At 71.9% G+C, this 16087-nt stretch carries 15 protein-coding genes; 8 read left to right on the top strand and 7 right to left on the bottom strand.

What is annotated here, in order from left to right:
• Positions 1 to 13: 13 nt before the first annotated feature.
• Together WA640_RS15770 and WA640_RS15765 are read right to left on the bottom strand one after the other, a co-directional pair.
• On the bottom strand, positions 14 to 1024 hold the full coding sequence (locus WA640_RS15770; protein ID WP_335988832.1) for an S-adenosylmethionine:tRNA ribosyltransferase-isomerase: 1011 nt from the start codon (positions 1022 to 1024) through the stop codon (positions 14 to 16).
• The gene (locus WA640_RS15765) at positions 1021 to 1716 is read right to left on the bottom strand and encodes an SDR family oxidoreductase (protein WP_335988831.1); all 696 of its coding nucleotides are present in this window, start codon (positions 1714 to 1716) and stop codon (positions 1021 to 1023) included. The genes WA640_RS15770 and WA640_RS15765 overlap by 4 nt, the downstream gene beginning before the upstream one ends.
• Positions 1717 to 1840: 124 nt before the next feature.
• On the opposite strand from WA640_RS15765, the gene WA640_RS15760 reads away from it, so the two are divergent.
• From WA640_RS15760 to WA640_RS15750, 3 genes are read left to right on the top strand one after another with little or no spacing between them, the layout of a single operon-like run.
• Positions 1841 to 2980: a GAF domain-containing sensor histidine kinase gene (locus WA640_RS15760; protein ID WP_335988829.1), complete on the top strand. Its 1140-nt coding sequence runs from the start codon at positions 1841 to 1843 to the stop codon at positions 2978 to 2980.
• A complete protein-coding gene (locus WA640_RS15755; RefSeq protein WP_335988827.1) occupies positions 2973 to 3593 on the top strand; it encodes a response regulator transcription factor in 621 nt (206 codons plus the stop codon). Before WA640_RS15760 ends, WA640_RS15755 begins: the two co-directional genes overlap by 8 nt.
• Positions 3594 to 3651: 58 nt before the next feature.
• On the top strand, positions 3652 to 4704 hold the full coding sequence (locus WA640_RS15750) for a hypothetical protein (protein WP_335988826.1): 1053 nt from the start codon (positions 3652 to 3654) through the stop codon (positions 4702 to 4704).
• Between the two features lie 50 nt (positions 4705 to 4754).
• Here WA640_RS15750 and WA640_RS15745 read toward each other — a convergent pair whose 3' ends face one another.
• From WA640_RS15745 to gmd, 3 genes are read right to left on the bottom strand one after another with little or no spacing between them, the layout of a single operon-like run.
• Entirely contained in the window at positions 4755 to 5588 is an 834-nt protein-coding gene (locus WA640_RS15745; RefSeq protein WP_335988825.1) for an aldo/keto reductase, read from the bottom strand.
• A gap of 52 nt (positions 5589 to 5640) precedes the next feature.
• Positions 5641 to 6477: an aldo/keto reductase gene (locus WA640_RS15740; protein ID WP_335988823.1), complete on the bottom strand. Its 837-nt coding sequence runs from the start codon at positions 6475 to 6477 to the stop codon at positions 5641 to 5643.
• Positions 6478 to 6496: 19 nt separating this feature from the next.
• Positions 6497 to 7486, bottom strand: coding sequence for a GDP-mannose 4,6-dehydratase (gmd, locus tag WA640_RS15735; protein ID WP_335988821.1), 990 nt, complete (start codon positions 7484 to 7486; stop codon positions 6497 to 6499).
• A gap of 169 nt (positions 7487 to 7655) precedes the next feature.
• Here gmd and WA640_RS15730 point away from each other — a divergent pair, with 169 nt between their 5' ends.
• The 3 genes from WA640_RS15730 to WA640_RS15720 all read left to right on the top strand — a co-directional run bounded on the left by WA640_RS15730 (position 7656) and on the right by WA640_RS15720 (position 10967).
• Positions 7656 to 8801 (top strand): alkaline phosphatase PhoX, encoded by a 1146-nt coding sequence (locus WA640_RS15730; RefSeq protein ID WP_335988819.1) that lies wholly within the window; start codon positions 7656 to 7658, stop codon positions 8799 to 8801.
• A 124-nt stretch (positions 8802 to 8925) separates the two neighbouring features.
• A complete protein-coding gene (locus tag WA640_RS15725) occupies positions 8926 to 9900 on the top strand; it encodes an NAD(P)/FAD-dependent oxidoreductase (protein WP_335988817.1) in 975 nt (324 codons plus the stop codon).
• A 101-nt stretch (positions 9901 to 10001) separates the two neighbouring features.
• Positions 10002 to 10967: an NAD(P)H-quinone oxidoreductase gene (locus WA640_RS15720; RefSeq protein WP_335988815.1), complete on the top strand. Its 966-nt coding sequence runs from the start codon at positions 10002 to 10004 to the stop codon at positions 10965 to 10967.
• Between the two features lie 211 nt (positions 10968 to 11178).
• On the opposite strand, the gene WA640_RS15715 is transcribed toward WA640_RS15720, so the two are convergent.
• Entirely contained in the window at positions 11179 to 11613 is a 435-nt protein-coding gene (locus WA640_RS15715) for a MerR family transcriptional regulator (protein ID WP_335988813.1), read from the bottom strand.
• A 203-nt stretch (positions 11614 to 11816) separates the two neighbouring features.
• Here WA640_RS15715 and thrS point away from each other — a divergent pair, with 203 nt between their 5' ends.
• Complete coding sequence (thrS, locus tag WA640_RS15710; RefSeq protein ID WP_335988812.1) at positions 11817 to 13853, top strand: threonine--tRNA ligase; 2037 nt, start codon at positions 11817 to 11819, stop codon at positions 13851 to 13853.
• A 50-nt stretch (positions 13854 to 13903) separates the two neighbouring features.
• Here the strand turns inward: thrS and WA640_RS15705 are convergent, their stop codons facing one another.
• A complete protein-coding gene (locus tag WA640_RS15705; protein ID WP_335988811.1) occupies positions 13904 to 15397 on the bottom strand; it encodes a potassium/proton antiporter in 1494 nt (497 codons plus the stop codon).
• 81 nt (positions 15398 to 15478) lie between these two features.
• Here WA640_RS15705 and WA640_RS15700 point away from each other — a divergent pair, with 81 nt between their 5' ends.
• Complete coding sequence (locus WA640_RS15700; protein ID WP_335988810.1) at positions 15479 to 16018, top strand: HIT family protein; 540 nt, start codon at positions 15479 to 15481, stop codon at positions 16016 to 16018.
• The last annotated feature ends 69 nt before the right edge of the window (positions 16019 to 16087 follow it).

Raw genomic sequence — 16087 nt, 5'->3', positions numbered from 1 at the left:
GTCCGGGCCGGGTTCACGCGATGAGGTGGACGTCGCCGAACTCGTGCCACAGGTACTTCCCGCCGATCGCGGCCTCGTACGAGTCGCGCAGCAGCGCGGTCGGGCAGATCGCCTCCAGCATCGACAGGTGGGTCGAGCGCGGCTCATGGAAGCCCGTGAGCAGGCCGTCGACCACGGCCACCGGGTTCGCGGGGGAGATGATCCGCTCGGTGTGGCCTGAAGCGCCCACGACGCAGCCGTCCTGGACGGCGCTCTCCAGCGCCCGGACCACCGTGGTGCCGACGGCGATGACGCGCCCGCCCGCGGCCTTCGCCGCGTTCACGGCCCGCGCCGTGTACTCGCCGACCTCGAACCACTCCGGGTACGGGTCCTCGTCGCTCTCCAGCGACGCGACCCCGGTGTGGAGCGTGATGGGGGCGATCCCGACCCCGGCCGACACCAGGCGCGTCACGATCTCAGACGTGAACGGCCTTGCGGCGCTGGGCATCTCGGCCGATCCGGGGACCGTGGCGAACACGGTCTGGTAGGCGCCGATCGGCCACTGCTCCTCGACGTACGAGTAGCGGATGGGCCTGCCGTACCGCGCCAGGTAGTCGGGGACGGAGGCGAACGGCGGGCGGACCACCCACAGCCGCTTGCCGAAGCGCCGCTCCAGGTACAGCTGGTAGCCGCCGGGGAGGTCGACGATCCGGCCGAGGACGTCCCCGAGGTAGGGCTTGTCGCGGTCGCGCAGCTCCACGAGCCACGACCCGTCGGGCCGCACCGAGGAGAAGTGGACGCGAAGGCCCTGGCGGGTGACCACGGCGGCCGGGAGCGTCCCGGAGTTGTTGACGACGAGGAGGTCACCGGGGCGCACGAGCGCCGGAAGGTCCTCGAAGCGGCGGTGGGTGATCTCGCCGGTCTCCTTGTCGGTCACCAGCATCCGCACGTCGGAGCGGCCGGAGCCGCGCACCTCGGCAGGCCTGCGGGCCTCCAGGGCGGCGTCGAGCGCGAACGCGAACGGCTCGGACAACGTGGTGCTCATTCCCCTGTCCCTTCTCGGAAATCCTTGGCCTCGTAGCGGCCGCTCTCAGGTCTCGCCGCGATGAGCCGCACGATCGCGGCCGCCGCGTCCGCAGGGTCCCCGGCCTCGGCCGCGTCGGCCTCGCCCACGGCGTCGGCGAGCATCTGCGTGCGCATCTCGCCGGGGTCGACGGCCCACACGCGCACGCCCGGCTCCTCGGCGGCGAGCACGTTCGACAGCTGGTCGAGCGCGGCCTTGGACGCGCCGTAGACGCCCCAGGTCGCGTACGGGCCGGTCGCGGCGTCGGAGGTGATGTTGACGACCGCGCCGCCGCGTTCGCGCAGCGCGGGGAGCGCGAGCTGCACCAGGTGGAGCGGCGCGCGCATGTTCAGCTCGAACACCTCCGGCAGGCGCGACAGGTCGGCGTCGGCGAGGGTCGGGAGCGGCAGTTCGCCGAGCGTCGACGCGTTGTTGACGAGCAGGTCGATCCGCCCGTCGGCCAAGGCGATCAGGCGCTCGCGGTGCTCGGGGTCGTACGCGAGGTCGCCGGCGAGGTATGCGGCACCGAGGCGGTCGGCGGCCTCCTTGAGGCGCGCTTCGCCGCGGGCGGTGAGGATTAGGTGCCAGCCGTCGGCGGCGAGCCGCTCGGCGAGGGCCAGGCCGAGCCCGGCGGACGCCCCGGTGACGACGGCGGTTCGGGTTTCGTTGGTCATGGCAGCGACGCTATTGCCGCCCGGGGCCGCGCACATCGGCCCGAGGTCGCAGCCGGTCCCGGTCCGCAGGTCTTAAGACCAGCGACCGAGCCGCGGCCGCCCGATCCTGGGCTAGATTCGTGCCGTGACCGCCTCCCACTCTGATCCCGCCGCCCTGCTGCACGAGGTGTCGGCGGCCGTCGGCGCGATCACCAGGCACCTGTCCGTGCACCAGGTCCTCGAAGTGATCGTCTCCTCGGCGCGGCGCCTCGTGGGCGCCGACTACGCCGCGATCGGCATCCCCGACGACGACGGCGGGTTCGCGGAGTTCATCACCGACGGCATCGGCGAGGAGCAGCGCCTGGAGATCGGCCCCCTCCCGCGCCAGCACGGCATGCTCGCGGCGATCCTCGCCGAGACCGAGCCGATCCGCCTCGACGACCTGCGCCGCGACCCGCGCTTCCGCTGGTGGCCCAAGGCCCATCCCGCGATGGCCGCGCTCCTCGGCGTCCCCATCCGCGACGGCGACCGCATCCTCGGCATCGTCGTCCTCACCAACGACCTCGGGAAGCCCGGGTTCACCGAGGCCGACACCGACCTCATCGAGCTCCTCGCCTCCCACGCGGCCATCGCGATCACCAACGCCCGCCTCTACGAGCGCAGCCGCGAGCTCACCGTGGTCGAGGAGCGCAACCGCCTCGCCCGCGAACTCCACGACGCCGTCATGCAGCGCCTGTTCTCCCTGCGCCTGTCCGCCCGCGCCGCCGGGAAGCTCCTCCCCGAGGACCCCGCGGCCGCCCGCGAGCGCCTAGACGAAGTGGAGCAGCTCGCCGCCGAGGCCGTGGCGGAGCTGCGCGGCGTCATCGTCGAACTCCGCCCCGCCGACCTCGACGCCCACGGCCTCGTGGAGACGCTCCGGCGCCACACCGCGCTCCTCGACCGCCTCCACGACACCAGCGTCCACTTCGCGGTCCGCTCGCCCGTCGACCTCTCCCGCGACGGCGAGGTCGAAGTGCTCCGCCTCGTCCAGGAAGCCCTCGGCAACGCCTTCCGGCACGCCAAGGCCCGCAACGTGACCCTCACGATCGAGTCCGAACGCATCACCATCGCCGACGACGGCCTGGGCTTCGACGCCGACGAGGCCGCCACCCGCGGCCTCGGCCTCCTGTCGATGCGCGAGCGCGCCAAGGCCCTCGGCGGCGACCTCCACCTCGCCACCGCCCCCGGCGAAGGCACCGTCGTCACCCTGATCCTCGACACCGAAAGAGACGGCAGCGATGTCTGACCCGATCCGCCTCCTCCTCGTCGACGACCACCCCGTCGTCCGCCGCGGCCTGCGCGGCTACCTCGAACTCGAACCCGACCTGGTCGTCGTCGGCGAAGCGGGCGACGGCGAGGAAGCCCTCGCCGCCATCGCCGCCCTCGACCCCGACGTGGTCCTCCTCGACCTGAAGATGCCCGGCCTCGACGGCCAAGGGGTCCTCGACCGCCTCGGCGAGTCCCGGTCCCGCATCCTCGTCCTCACCTCGGCCACCGACGCCGAGCGCGTCCCCTCCGCGATCGCCTCCGGCGCAGCCGGGTTCGTCTACAAGGACATCGACCCCGACGCCCTCGCCAGCGCCATCCGCACCGTCCACTCCGGGCAGCTCCTCCTCTCCCCGGTCGCCATGCGCGGCTTGATGAACGGCTCCACCGCCCCCGCCGCCCCCAACCTCACCCCCCGCGAGAGCCAGGTCCTCGGCCTCATCGCCAAGGGCCAGACCAACCGCCAGATCGCCCGCGCCCTCGGCGTCTCCGAGAAGACCGTCAAGACCCACGTCACCAACCTCCTCCGCAGAATCGGCGCCGCCGACCGCACCCAGGCCGCCCTCTGGGCCGTCCGCCACGGCATCGGCTGACCCCGGACCGTGACCGTCTACTGAGTCATGACCGAGAGTGCTCGACTATCTTCACCGGGTGCAAACAACACAAGACAAATTCATCAAACCCCTCATCCCCCTCACCCTCCTCACGCTGGCCGCTTCGGGCTGCTCGCTCCTCGGCGAGAAGACCGAGGCCTACGAGCTCGTCACCGGCGATGGCGCCTCCGCGCTCTGCACCAACGGCGACGACCTGTGGTTCTTCGACCAGGACGCGGCCATCGTCGGCCCGCACTTCTCCCTCGCGCTCCTCTGCCACCACGCGGGCGCAGCGATCCCCGAGGCGCTGGCCGCGGCCGAAGGACTCGGTGAGCTGCCGGAAGCCGCGGGCGACGTGGAATGGCTCGTCAACCAGTTCGCGCTGTCGCCGGACCTGGTCGCCGAGTCGCAGATCGACCCTGACGACCCCGCGGCGCTGGAGTCCGAGGCGGTCGGGCTGGCCGCCTGGATCGAGGCGGGGGAGGAGCGGATCGAGCTCGACGCCGTCCCGGCGCCGGGCGCGCACCTCGCCGTGGCCGTGCCGGAGGGCGAGGACGCGGTCCTGTGGGTCGAGGAGGACGGCCGCGCCCAGGGCCTGAGCCTGCGCAGCGGGGAGCGGGTCGATCCGGTCGCCGCCTACTACGACGGCCGCACCCTCGGCCCGGTCATGGGCGACGAGTTCGGATACGAGGAGGTCGCGGTCGCCAACGGCGACAACGCGTGGCGCCTCACCTGCGGCAGCAGTTTCGTCGAGAGTGACCGCTCGGCCTGGCGGCCCGAGGAGGGCTGGGCCGAACCGGGCACGGTGTTCCTCGACGTCAGGTTCAACTGGTGCAGCTACGCCGACGCCGCGCTGCGCTGGAACCTCGACGAGTCCGCGCTGACCGTCCAGGCGGGCGGGGAGCCGGTCGCGGCGACCGCCTGGTCCTCCGAGGAGCTGCCGGACACCGACGGGACCATGCGGTACACGGCCGTGTTCGCCGTACCGGAGGACGCCGCGGGCGCGACGCTCGTGTTCACCCCGGTCGGCGACCTGGAGAACCTCGACGGCGGCGACGGCTACGCGTTCGTCGACACGCCCGCCGCGACCGAGCGCGAACTCGTGTTCTGACGGCGAACCGAAGGGCCCCGCGCATTCCGCGCGGGGCCCTTTTCTGTTCGCTAGTCGTTGCCGACGACGAGGGGGTCGCCGCCCTGGCGGACGCCCGTGTCGAGGGCGTCGATCGCGGCCAGGTCCTCGTCGGTGAGGGTGAAGTCGAGGACGGCCCAGTTCTCGCGGATGCGGTCGGGGGTCACCGATTTGGGGATGACCACGTTGCCGCGCTGGAGGTTCCAGCGCAGCGCCACCTGGGCGGGGGTGCGGCCGTGGGCTTCGGCGACGGCCTGGAGGGCCGGCTCGTCGAAGAGGGCGCCGCCGCGGAGGGCGAGCGGGCCCCAGGACTCGGTCGCGATGAGGTGCTCGGCGTGGTAGGCGCGCAGTTCGGGCTGGGCGAAGTACGGGTGCAGCTCGACCTGGTTGAGCTCCGCGGCCGCGCCGGTCTCCGCCTCGATGCGGTCGAGGTGCTCGATCGTGAAGTTCGAGACGCCCGCGGCGCGGATGAGGCCCTCGGAGCGGGCGTCGAGGAGCGCCCGCCAGGACTCGACGTACAGGTCCACGTTCGGGCGAGGCCAGTGCAGCAGGTACAGGTCGAGGTAGTCGGTGCCCAGCCGCTCCAGGGACTCGTCGAGGTTGCGGCGCACGTCGTCGTAGCCGTGCTCCCAGACCTTGCTGGTCAGGAACACCTCTTCGCGCTTGAGGCCGGACGCGGCGATGGCGCGGCCCACGCCCTCCTCGTTGCCGTAGCCGACCGCCGTGTCCAGGAGCCGGTAGCCGGTCTCCAGGGCGGTCTCGACGGCCGCCTGCGTGTCGCCGTCCTCGATCCTGAAGGTGCCGTAGCCGAACCGCGGGATGCTCGCGCCGCCGGTCAAAGTGATTGCCGTGCTCAGTTCGCTCATGTGCGCAAAGCTACTCACCTGCCGGCCGGTTTGCCCAGTCCGCCGCCGCGCCCTACCGCTCGCCGCTGGCGGGGTCGATGCCCTGCCGCCGCCCGGTCTCCAGGGCGCTGATCGCGGCCACTTCCTGCGCCGTGAGCTCGAAGCCGAAGACGTCGAAGTTCTCGGCGATGCGGCTGGGCTTCGCGGACTTGGGGATCACGATGCACCCGTTCTGGAGGTGCCAGCGGATGACGACCTGCCCGGGGGTCTTCCCGTGCGCCTCGGCGGCCGCGGTCACCGCGGGCTCGGCGAGGACCGAGCCGGTGCGCTGGCCCAGCGGCCCCCACGACTCGGTGGCGATGCCGCGCTCGGCCTGCCAGGCGCGCAGCTCCGGCTGGTTGAAGTACGGGTGCAGCTCGACCTGGTTGACCGCGGGCCACACCCCGGTGCCCTCGTGGATCCGCTCCATGTGCTCGGGCAGGAAGTTCGAGACGCCCGCGGAGCGGATGAGCCCCTCGTCCTTCGCCTGGAGCAGCGCCTCGTAGGTCTCGACGTACAGGCCCTGCTTCGCGTTGGGCCAGTGGATCAGGTACAGGTCGAGGTAGTCGGTGCCGAGGCGCTCCAGCGAGGCTTCGAGGGCTTCGCGGGCGGCCTTCGCGCCGTGGTGGTCGTTCCAGACCTTCGTGGTCAGGAACACCTCCGAGCGCGGGACGCCGGAGCCGTCGACGGCCCGGCCCACGCCGACCTCGTTGCCGTACATCTCGGCGGTGTCGATGAGCCGGTACCCGGTGGCGAGGGCCGCCTCGACGGCCTCCTGCGCCTCGTCGTCGCCGACCTTGTAGGTCCCGTACCCGAGCCGGGGCATCGACGCGCCGTCGTTGAGCTTCACCGTGTCGCTGAGCTGAGTCATGCCCGCGATGGTAGCCGCGTCAGGAGCCCTCGCGCAGGGCCTTGCGGTCGGCGTCGACCATGATGCGGGCCAGTTCGTCCCAGTGGACGCGGGCCCGCCAGCCGATCTCGCGGGCGATCTTGGCGGGGTCGCCGACGAGCTCGGGGACCTCGGCGGGGCGCTCGTAGCGGTCGTCGTGCTCGATGTGGTCGCGCCAGTCGAGCCCGGCGTGGGCGAACGCGGCCTCGGCGAACTCGCGCACGGTGGCGGCGCGGCCGGTGGCGAGCACGTAGTCGACGGGCTCGGTGTGCTGGAGCATGAGCCACATGGCCTCGGCGTACTCGGGCGCGTAGCCCCAGTCGCGCACGGCGTCGAGGTTCCCCAGGTAGACCTTCTTCTCCAGGCCGGCGGCGATGCGCGCGACGGCGCGCGTGATCTTGCGGGTCACGAACGTCTCGCCGCGCCGGGGGCTCTCGTGGTTGAACGCGATGCCGTTGACGGCGAACATCCCGTACGACTCCCGGTAGTTCACGGTGGCCCAGTGCGCGAACAGCTTCGCGACCCCGTAGGGGCTGCGCGGGTGGAACGGGGCGGTCTCGTCCTGCGGCGGGGCGGTGGTGCCGAACATCTCCGAGGTGGACGCCTGGTAGATCCGGGCGTCGATCCGGCTGGCGCGCACGGCCTCCAGGAGCCTGATGGCACCGAGCGCGGTGACGTTCGCCGTGTAGTCGGGCAGGTCGAAGCTCACGCGCACATGGGACTGCGCGGCGAGGTTGTAGATCTCGTCGGGCTCGATGTCGCGGATGAGGTTGACCAGGAGGCCCGCGTCCGTGACGTCGCCCTTGTGGAGGAACAGGCGCCGCCCCGACTCGTGCGGGTCCTGGTAGACCGCCTCCAGGCGGGAGGTGTTCGCGATGAGGGAGGACGCGTGCCGCACCACGCCGTGCACCGTGTAGCCCTTCGCGAGCAGCAGTTCGGCCAGGTAGGAGCCGTCCTGCCCGGTGATCCCGGTGATGAGTGCCGTCTTCACGGGCCTGAGTCTAGTTCGTGCCCGGGAGGACCCCGCGCGTTCAGGCGCAGGCCCGCAGCCCGTCACGCGAACGTTTCGTGAAAGCTACTCGCAAAAGCCGCAAAGTCCCTACGCTGGCCTGCGGCAGCGGTTCCGCTGCGTCCCATCCCGTCTCAAAGGACTGCCAACCATGCAACGACGGAACGTCATGCGCGCCGCGGTCGCCGGCGCCGGATCGGTCGCGCTCGGCTTCACCATGACCAGGCCCTCCTTCGCCTACCCCGCCGTCCCCGGCACCAGCCCGTACGGCGCCCTCCAGGCCGCCGACGCCCGCGGCGTCCAGCTGCCCGCCGGGTTCACCTCCCGGATCGTGGCCCGCTCCTCGCAGGTCGTCACCGGCACCTCGTACACCTGGCACGCCGCGCCCGACGGCGGCGCGTGCTTCGCCGACGGCAACGGCTGGATCTACGTCTCCAACTCCGAGGTCTCCACCGGCGGCGGGGTCGGCGCGCTCCGCTTCGACGCCGCCGGGAACGTCGTCGACGCCTACCGCACCCTCGACGGCACCCGCACCAACTGCGCGGGCGGCGCCACCCCCTGGAACACCTGGCTGTCCTGCGAGGAGGTCGACCGCGGCTACGTCTACGAGACCGACCCGTTCGGCGCCGACGCGGCCGTGCGCCGCGACGCCATGGGCCGCTTCAAACACGAGGCCGCCGCGGCCGACGCCGACCACGGCGTGATCTACCTGACCGAGGACGTCTCAGACGGCGCCTTCTACCGCTTCCGGCCCACCACCTGGGGGAACCTCGCCACCGGGACCCTCCAGGTCCTCACCCAGACCGGCTCGACGCTCGCGTGGGCCACCGTCCCCGACCCCGATGGCTCCCCGACCGCCACCCGCAACCAGGTCGCGAACACCAAGCGCTTCAACGGCGGCGAGGGCTGCTACTACCACGGCGGCATCTGCTTCTTCACCACCAAGGGCGACAACAAGGTCTGGGCCTACGACGCCGACGCGAACACCCTCGCCACGGTCTACGACGACAACGTCTCCGGCGCGCCGCTCACCGGCGTCGACAACATCACCGGCGCCTCCGGCTCCGGCGACCTGTTCGTCGCCGAGGACGGCGGCAACATGGAGATCTGCATCATCACCCCCGACGACGTGGTCGCCCCGTTCCTGCGCCTCACCGGCCAGAGCGGCTCCGAGATCACCGGCCCCGCGTTCAACCCCGCCGGGGACCGCCTCTACTTCTCGTCGCAGCGCGGCACCAGCGGCTCCTCCAGTGGCGGCATCACCTACGAGGTCACCGGCCCCTTCCGCGGCATCTGACCCCGAATCAGACCCGGCCTCCGACCCCGGCCGGGGCCGCACGCGAGCGATTTGTGCGGCCCCACCGGGCCTCCGCCGCCGCTAGGATCGTGGGAACTGCCGCCAACCCGAAGCCGGTGACGCCATGCCCCTAGCCACAGTGGACCTCGCGATCGTCGGCGCCGGGCCGACCGGCCTCTTCGCCGCCTACTACGCGGGCTTCCGGGGCCTGCGCACCGCCGTGATCGACACGCTTCCCGAAGCGGGCGGCCAGATCACCGCCATGTACCCCGAGAAGCAGATCTTCGACGTCGGCGGCTTCCCCGAGATCAAGGGCCGCGACCTCGTCGAGAACCTCCTGCGCCAGGCCGCCCCCTTCGAGCCGCTCTACCTCCTCGGCCACCAGGCCCTCAAGCTCCAGCACGTGGACGGCCTGCCCGTGCTCGACCTCACCGGCGACCTCCGCGTCGAGGCGAAGGCCCTGCTCATCACCGGCGGTCTCGGCAGCTTCACGCCCCGGCCCCTCCCTGCGGCCGAAGGGTTCCGCGGCGCCGGGATCGTCTACTTCGTCCCCGAGCTCGCCGCCCACGCCGGGCAGGACGTCGTCATCGTCGGCGGCGGCGACTCCGCGTTCGACTGGGCCCTCGCCCTCCACGGCGTGGCCCGCTCCACCGTGATCGTCCACCGCCGCGAGCGCTTCCGCGCCCACGCCGCCACGATCGACCGTGTGCGCGCCCTCGGCGTGCCGATCATCGTGAACGCCCAGGTCACCGCGATCCATGGCACCACGCATGTCGACGGCGTCGCGATCGACGTCAAGGACGAGGGCCCGCGCGAGCTCCCCGCCGACGCGATCGTCGCCGCGCTCGGCTTCACCGCCGACCTCGGGCCGCTGGGGGAGTGGGGCCTGGACCTCGACCACCGCACGATCAGCGTCGACTCCACGATGGCCGCGAGCCTCCCGCGCGTGTACGCCGCGGGCGACATCGCCGCCTACTCCGGCAAGGTCAAGCTCATCGCGACGGGCTTCGGCGAGGCCGCCACGGCCGTCAACAACGCCGCCGTCGCGATCGACCCGGCCGCGCACCTCTTCCCCGGCCACTCCAGTGAGAACCCGTAAACCGTTGTGGCACAAAGGAATCCGTCGATCTCTGGGGTCCTGATATGACTTACTGACGGGTATGTCGCTTTGGGCTCCAGCGGCAGTCATACTATGCGGGAATGCTTGCCATGACCGTGTCCGGCGGGAGCCTGACCGCCGCCCAGGTGCCCGAACCCGCGCCCGGCCCCGACGAAGTGCTCATCGAGGTCGCCGCCGCCGGCGTCAACCGCGCCGACCTCCTCCAGGTCGCGGGCCACTACCCGCCCCCGCAAGGCGCCCCGGCCTGGCCCGGCCTGGAGGTCTCCGGGACCATCGTCGACGTCGGCAGCGCCGACAACGCCACCCTCCTCGGCGCCGAGGTGTGCGCCCTGCTCCCCGGCGGCGGCTACGCCCAGTACGTCGCCGTCGACGCCGGGCTCGTCCTGCCCACTCCCGAGAACGTCGACCTCGTCGAGGCCGCGGGCCTGCCCGAGGCCGCCGCCACCGTCTACTCCAACCTCGGCTACCTGCTCGGACAGGACGCCCCCGGCAAGCGCCGCGTCCTCGTCCACGGCGGCGCGGGCGGCGTCGGCACCTTCGCCGTCCAGTTCGCCCGCAAGCTCGCCGACGCCGAGACCTGGACCACCGCCCGCGCCGAGCACGCGAAGAAGCTCGAAGCGCTCGGCGCCGACCGCGTCGTCGACTACCGCAGCGAGGACTTCGCCGCCCTCGCCCAGGAGGCCGGCGGCGCCGACGCGATCCTCGACGTCATCGGCGCCGCCTACTTCGAGCCGAACCTCAAGGCCCTGGCCCAGGACGGCCGCCTCGCCATCATCGGCCTCCAGCAAGGGAACGCCGCCCAGATCCACCTCGGCGGCCTCCTCGCCAAGCGCGCCACCATCACCGGCACCACCCTCCGCGCCCGCCCCCTGGAGCAGCGCCGCCAGATCCTCGCCGAGGTCTTCGAACGCGTCTGGCCCGCCCTCGACACCGGCGACGTCAAGCCCGTCGTCACCACCCGCCTCCCCCTCGGCGACGCCGCCGAAGCCCACCGCCTCATGAACGCGGGCGGCCACTTCGGCAAGATCGTCCTCACCGCGAAGTAGGCTGTCGGACCCGGCGGGCACCATCGAAGCCGGGGGCGCCTGCGAACGCCCGATTCGCGCAGAACCGCCGAGACACGCCCGAGGCCGGACCCGTTCGGGTCCGGCCTCGGTTCGCGTGCGGGCTACTTCTCGCAGCAGCCGTGGCAGCAGTCCTCGCCCGCGCACTTGCAGGCGTCGTCGTTGCAGCAGTTGCAGCACTCGTCGCTCATCATCACTCGCACTCACCTCCATCGACCGCTCTCGGGGGACACCAGTTCTCGGGCAGCGGGCCCTCACACGTGCCCGCCTCCACCGCGCCGAGCATCGCCGTCAGCTGCGAGCGCAGCGACTCCAGGCGCGCGATCTCCGCCGTCACCTCCGCGATGCGCCGCTCCAGGTGCGACCCGGCGGGCTCGCACGGGCACGCGCCCGTGTCGCGCACCGCCAGGAGATCGCCGATGTCGGCCAGGCGCAGCCCGGCGCGCTGGCACGCGCGGATGAAGCGGGCGCGGTCCAGCTCGGCGGGCCCGTAGTGCCGGTACCCGGCGGCGCTGCGCTCGGGCGCGGGGAACAGGCCTTCGCGCTCCCAGTGGCGGATGGCGTCGGTGGTCACGCCCGCCGCCTCGGCGAGACGGCCCACGGTCAACGGTGCTGTCGCGGTGGTCATGGAACGAAGGTAAACCCCGGTGCCGGGACCAAGGTCAAGTCCGATCCCGGAGTTTCCCCGGCCACGCCTCATCAACCTGCCCCGCCGACATGCCTCACCCGCCGGTAATGGGCTCGATCGCGCCCCCGGGCGGCGACTACCATGGACCCGAACGTCAAGCGCCGGCCGCTCGACCGGCCCATTCCCATTCCATGAGGAGAACCGTGGCTTCCGCAGCACCGAACCAGAGTCCAGTCGTCGTCGAACCCCTCTGGGTGACGGCCGGCACGACCGGTGCCGACGCGGTGGCCGAGGCCGGCCTGCCCGTCGCGGGCCCGAACGCCATCGTCGTCCTCCGCGACGCCGAGGGCCAGCTCCGCGACCTTTCGTGGGCCCCGGAGACCGACGCGAAGGTCGAGCCCGTCCCGCTGAACAGCCCCGACGGGCTCAACGTGCTGCGCCACTCGGCCGCGCACGTCATGGCCCAGGCCGTCCAGGAGCTCCACGAGGCCAAGCTCGGCATCGGCCCGCCGATCACCGACGGCTTCTACTACGACTTCGACGTCGCCGAGCCGTTCAACCCCGACGACCTCAAGGCCGTCGAGAAGCGGATGCTCCAGATCATCAAGCAGGGGCAGACCTTCCACCGCCGCAAGTACGCCTCCCTCGACGAGGCCCGCGCCGAGCTCGCGAACGAGCCCTACAAGCTCGAACTCATCGACACCAAGGGCGAGGGCACCGACGCCGACGAGGTCATGGAGGTCGGCGGCGGCGAGCTCACCGCCTACGACAACCGCGACCGTAACGGCGAGAAGGTCTGGTCCGACCTCTGCCGCGGCCCGCACCTGCCCTCGACCAGGCTCATCGGCGCCGTCAAGCTCATGCGCTCGGCCGCCGCGTACTGGATGGGCTCCGAGAAGAACCCGCAGCTCCAGCGCATCTACGGCACCGCGTGGCCCACCGTCCAGGAGCAGAAGGACTACCTCGCGCGCCTCGCCGAGGCCGAGAAGCGCGACCACCGCAAACTCGGCCAGCAGCTCGACCTGTTCTCGTTCCCCGACGAGATCGGCCCGGGCCTGCCGGTGTTCCACCCCAAGGGCGGCATCATCCGCTACGAGATGGAGTCCTACCTGCGCGAACGCCAGCGCGAGGCCGGGTACGAGCTGGTGAACACCCCGCACATCACCAAGGAGCAGCTGTTCCACACCTCAGGGCACCTGCCGCACTACGACGAGGGCATGTTCCCGCCGATCGAGCTCGAAGGCGCGAACTACTACCTCAAGGCCATGAACTGCCCGATGCACAACCTGATCTTCCGCTCGCGCGGGCGCTCCTACCGGGAGCTGCCGCTGCGCCTGTCGGAGTTCGGGACCGTGTACCGGTACGAGAAGTCCGGCGTGGTCCAGGGCCTCACCCGCGTGCGCGGCCTGACCCAGGACGACGCGCACATCTACTGCACCCAGGAGCAGGCGCCCGGCGAGATCCGGAGCCTCCTGGAGTTCGTGCTCCAGCTGCTGCGCGACTACGGCCTGAACGACTTCTACCTGGAGCTGTCCACCAAGGGCGACTCCGACAAGTTCATCGGCGACGACGCCCAGTGGGAGGAGGCCACCGCGGTCCTGCGGCAGGTCGCCGAGGAGTCGGGCCTCGACCTGGTCCCGGACCCGGGCGGGGCGGCCTTCTACGGGCCGAAGATCTCCGTGCAGGCGAAGGACGCGATCGGCCGGACCTGGCAGATGTCGACCATCCAGCTCGACTTCAACCAGCCCGCCCGCTTCCACCTGGAGTACTCGGCGGACGACGGCACCCGCAAGCAGCCGGTCATGATCCACCGGGCGCTGTTCGGCTCGATCGAGCGGTTCTTCGGGGTCCTCACCGAGCACTACGCGGGCGCGTTCCCGGCGTGGCTCGCGCCGGTCCAGGCCGTCGGCATCCCCGTGCGCGACGAGAACGCGGACCACCTGGAGGCCTTCGTGTCGCGCCTGCGCGCGGAGGGCCTGCGCGCCGAGGTCGACCACTCGGACGACCGGATGCAGAAGAAGGTCCGCAACGCGCAGCTCCAGAAGATCCCGTTCATGATCATCGCCGGCGACGACGACCAGAACGCCGGGACCGTGTCCTTCCGCTACCGCGACGGCTCCCAGCGCAACGGCGTGCCCGCCGACGAGGCGGTCGCCCACGTCGCCGAGGTCGTGCGCTCCCGCGTGAACGAAGGCCCTTCGGCCGCAACCGAGACCGCGGGCGAGGACGCCGCGGAGTAAGACCTCGACCGTCGGGGGCCGAGGCGATCCGCCCCGGCCCCCGACGGCGTTCAGTCTCTTCCGGTCTCGCCGAGCCAGCGGGCGAGGCGGCCGGCCCGTGCGAGAGCGGTGAGGCGCTGCTCGGTGGCCTCGCGGAGCTTCGGGGTGGTGACGACGATGAGCTGGTCCCCGGAGCGGAGCCGGTCCGCTTTGGCGGGCACGAAGAGCCGGTCGACGCGCACCACCCCTGCGATGGCGGAGCCCTCGGGGAGCCGCAGCTCGAAGATGCGGATGCCCGCGAGCCCCGATCCCTTGGGGACGGTGATGGTGAGGACCTCGCCGTCCACGGCGTCGAGCGGCGCGGTCTCGATGTCCACTTCCTGCACGACACCGGTCTGGGCGAGGCCGAGGCGCTTCGCGGCCCACGGCAGGGTCGGCCCCTGGAACAGGGTGAACACGACGACGAGGATGAACACGAGGTCCCACAGCGACTGCGACCCGGGCAGGTGCTCGGACTGCGGGATCGTGGCGAGCATGATGGGCACGGCCCCGCGCAGGCCCGCCCACGACAGGAGCGTCTTCTCCCGGCCGGAGAACCGGAACGGGATGAGCGACAGCCACACCGACACCGGCCGCGCCACGAGCGTCAGGACCGCGCCGAGGACCAGCGCCGGGACGAGCATGCGCAGCAGGTTCTCCGGGGACGCGAGGAGCCCGAGCATGACGAACATGCCGAGCTGCGCCACCCAGCCGAGGCCCGACGCGAACGACTGCGTCGCGGCCCGGTGCGGCAGCCGCGAGTTCCCCAGCACCAGCGCCGCGAGGTACGCGGCGATGAACCCCGACGCGTGCAGCGTCCCCGCCGCCGCGAACGCCGCCATCCCCAGGCTGAACACCGCCAGCGGGTAGAGGCCCGACACCGGGAGCGCGAGGCGCCGCAGCAGCCACGCCCCGCCCGCGCCCACCGCGAGGCCGATGACCGAGCCGGCGGCCAGCTCCCACACGAGCAGCCCCAGCAGCTCGAACGTGTTCGGCAGGCCCTCGGCCGCGGAGAACGCGAGCACCAGGATCACCGCGGGCGCGTCGTTGAACCCCGACTCGGCCTCCAGGGTCCCGCTGAGCCGCTTCGGGAGTCCGATGCCGCGCAGCTCCGAGAACACCGCCGCCGCGTCCGTGGACGCCACGACCGCGCCCATGACCAGCGCGGTCTGCCACGCGAACCCCAGCAGGAAATGCGCCCCGAGCGCAGTCACCGTCACCGAGACGCCCACGCCCACCGTCGCGAGCATCGACGCGGGCGCGAGCTGCCCCGAGATCGCCCGCCACCTGGTCGACAGGCCGCCCTCGATGAGGATGAGCGCCAGCGCGAACGTCCCCAGCACCTGCGCGAGCTCGAAGTCCTCGAACGGGATGCCCACGCCGTCCTCGCCGAGGACCATCCCGGCCCCGAGGAACACCAGCAGCGCGGGCAGCCCGAGCCGGTGGGTGGCGCGGATCGCCGCGATGGACACGAGCACGGTGACGCAGCCGATGAGCACGACTAGGTACAGCTGGGGCAACGTCACGATCGGAGCTTATCCGAGGTGGAGTGTCCCGGGCGTTTCGTCGCGTTACCGCTTTCCATCGCAGTGGCCTAGGATCGTCCCGTGGAACAGCGCGAAGGACCAGGCGTCCCCGACGGGTACGAGCGGCTGTGGACGCCGCACCGGATGGCCTACATCCAGGGGGAGGGCAAGCCCACCGGCGACGACGCCGACATCGAGGGCTGCCCGTTCTGCGAGATCGCCAAGCAGGGCGACGCCGAGGGCAACATCGTCGCCCGCGGGCAGACGATGTTCGTGGTGCTGAACAAGTACCCGTACAACTCCGGGCACGTCATGGTCGTCCCGTTCCGGCACGTCCCCGACTACACCGACCTCGACGCCGACGAGGTCGCCGAGATGGGCGCGCTCACCCAGCGGGTCATGACGGTCCTGCGCTCGGCGATCGGCGCGCACGGGTTCAACATCGGCATGAACCAGGGCCAGGTCGCGGGCGCCGGCATCGCCGGGCACCTGCACCAGCACGTCGTCCCCCGCTGGGGCGGCGACGCGAACTTCATGCCGATCATCGGCCGCACCAAGACCCTCCCGCAGTACCTCTCGGACACCCGGGAGCAACTGGCGGCCGCATGGGAGCGGGTGTGACCGGCCGGGCACGGTTAGAGTCAAAGGCACAGCCCCGCTCCGGCCGGCCGGAGCGGGCCGCACCCACTT

The sequence above is a fragment of the Glycomyces sp. MUSA5-2 genome, assembly GCF_037034145.1.
Classification (GTDB): domain Bacteria; phylum Actinomycetota; class Actinomycetes; order Mycobacteriales; family Micromonosporaceae; genus Glycomyces; species Glycomyces artemisiae.
This window is presented reverse-complemented; position numbering and strand designations above follow the sequence as displayed.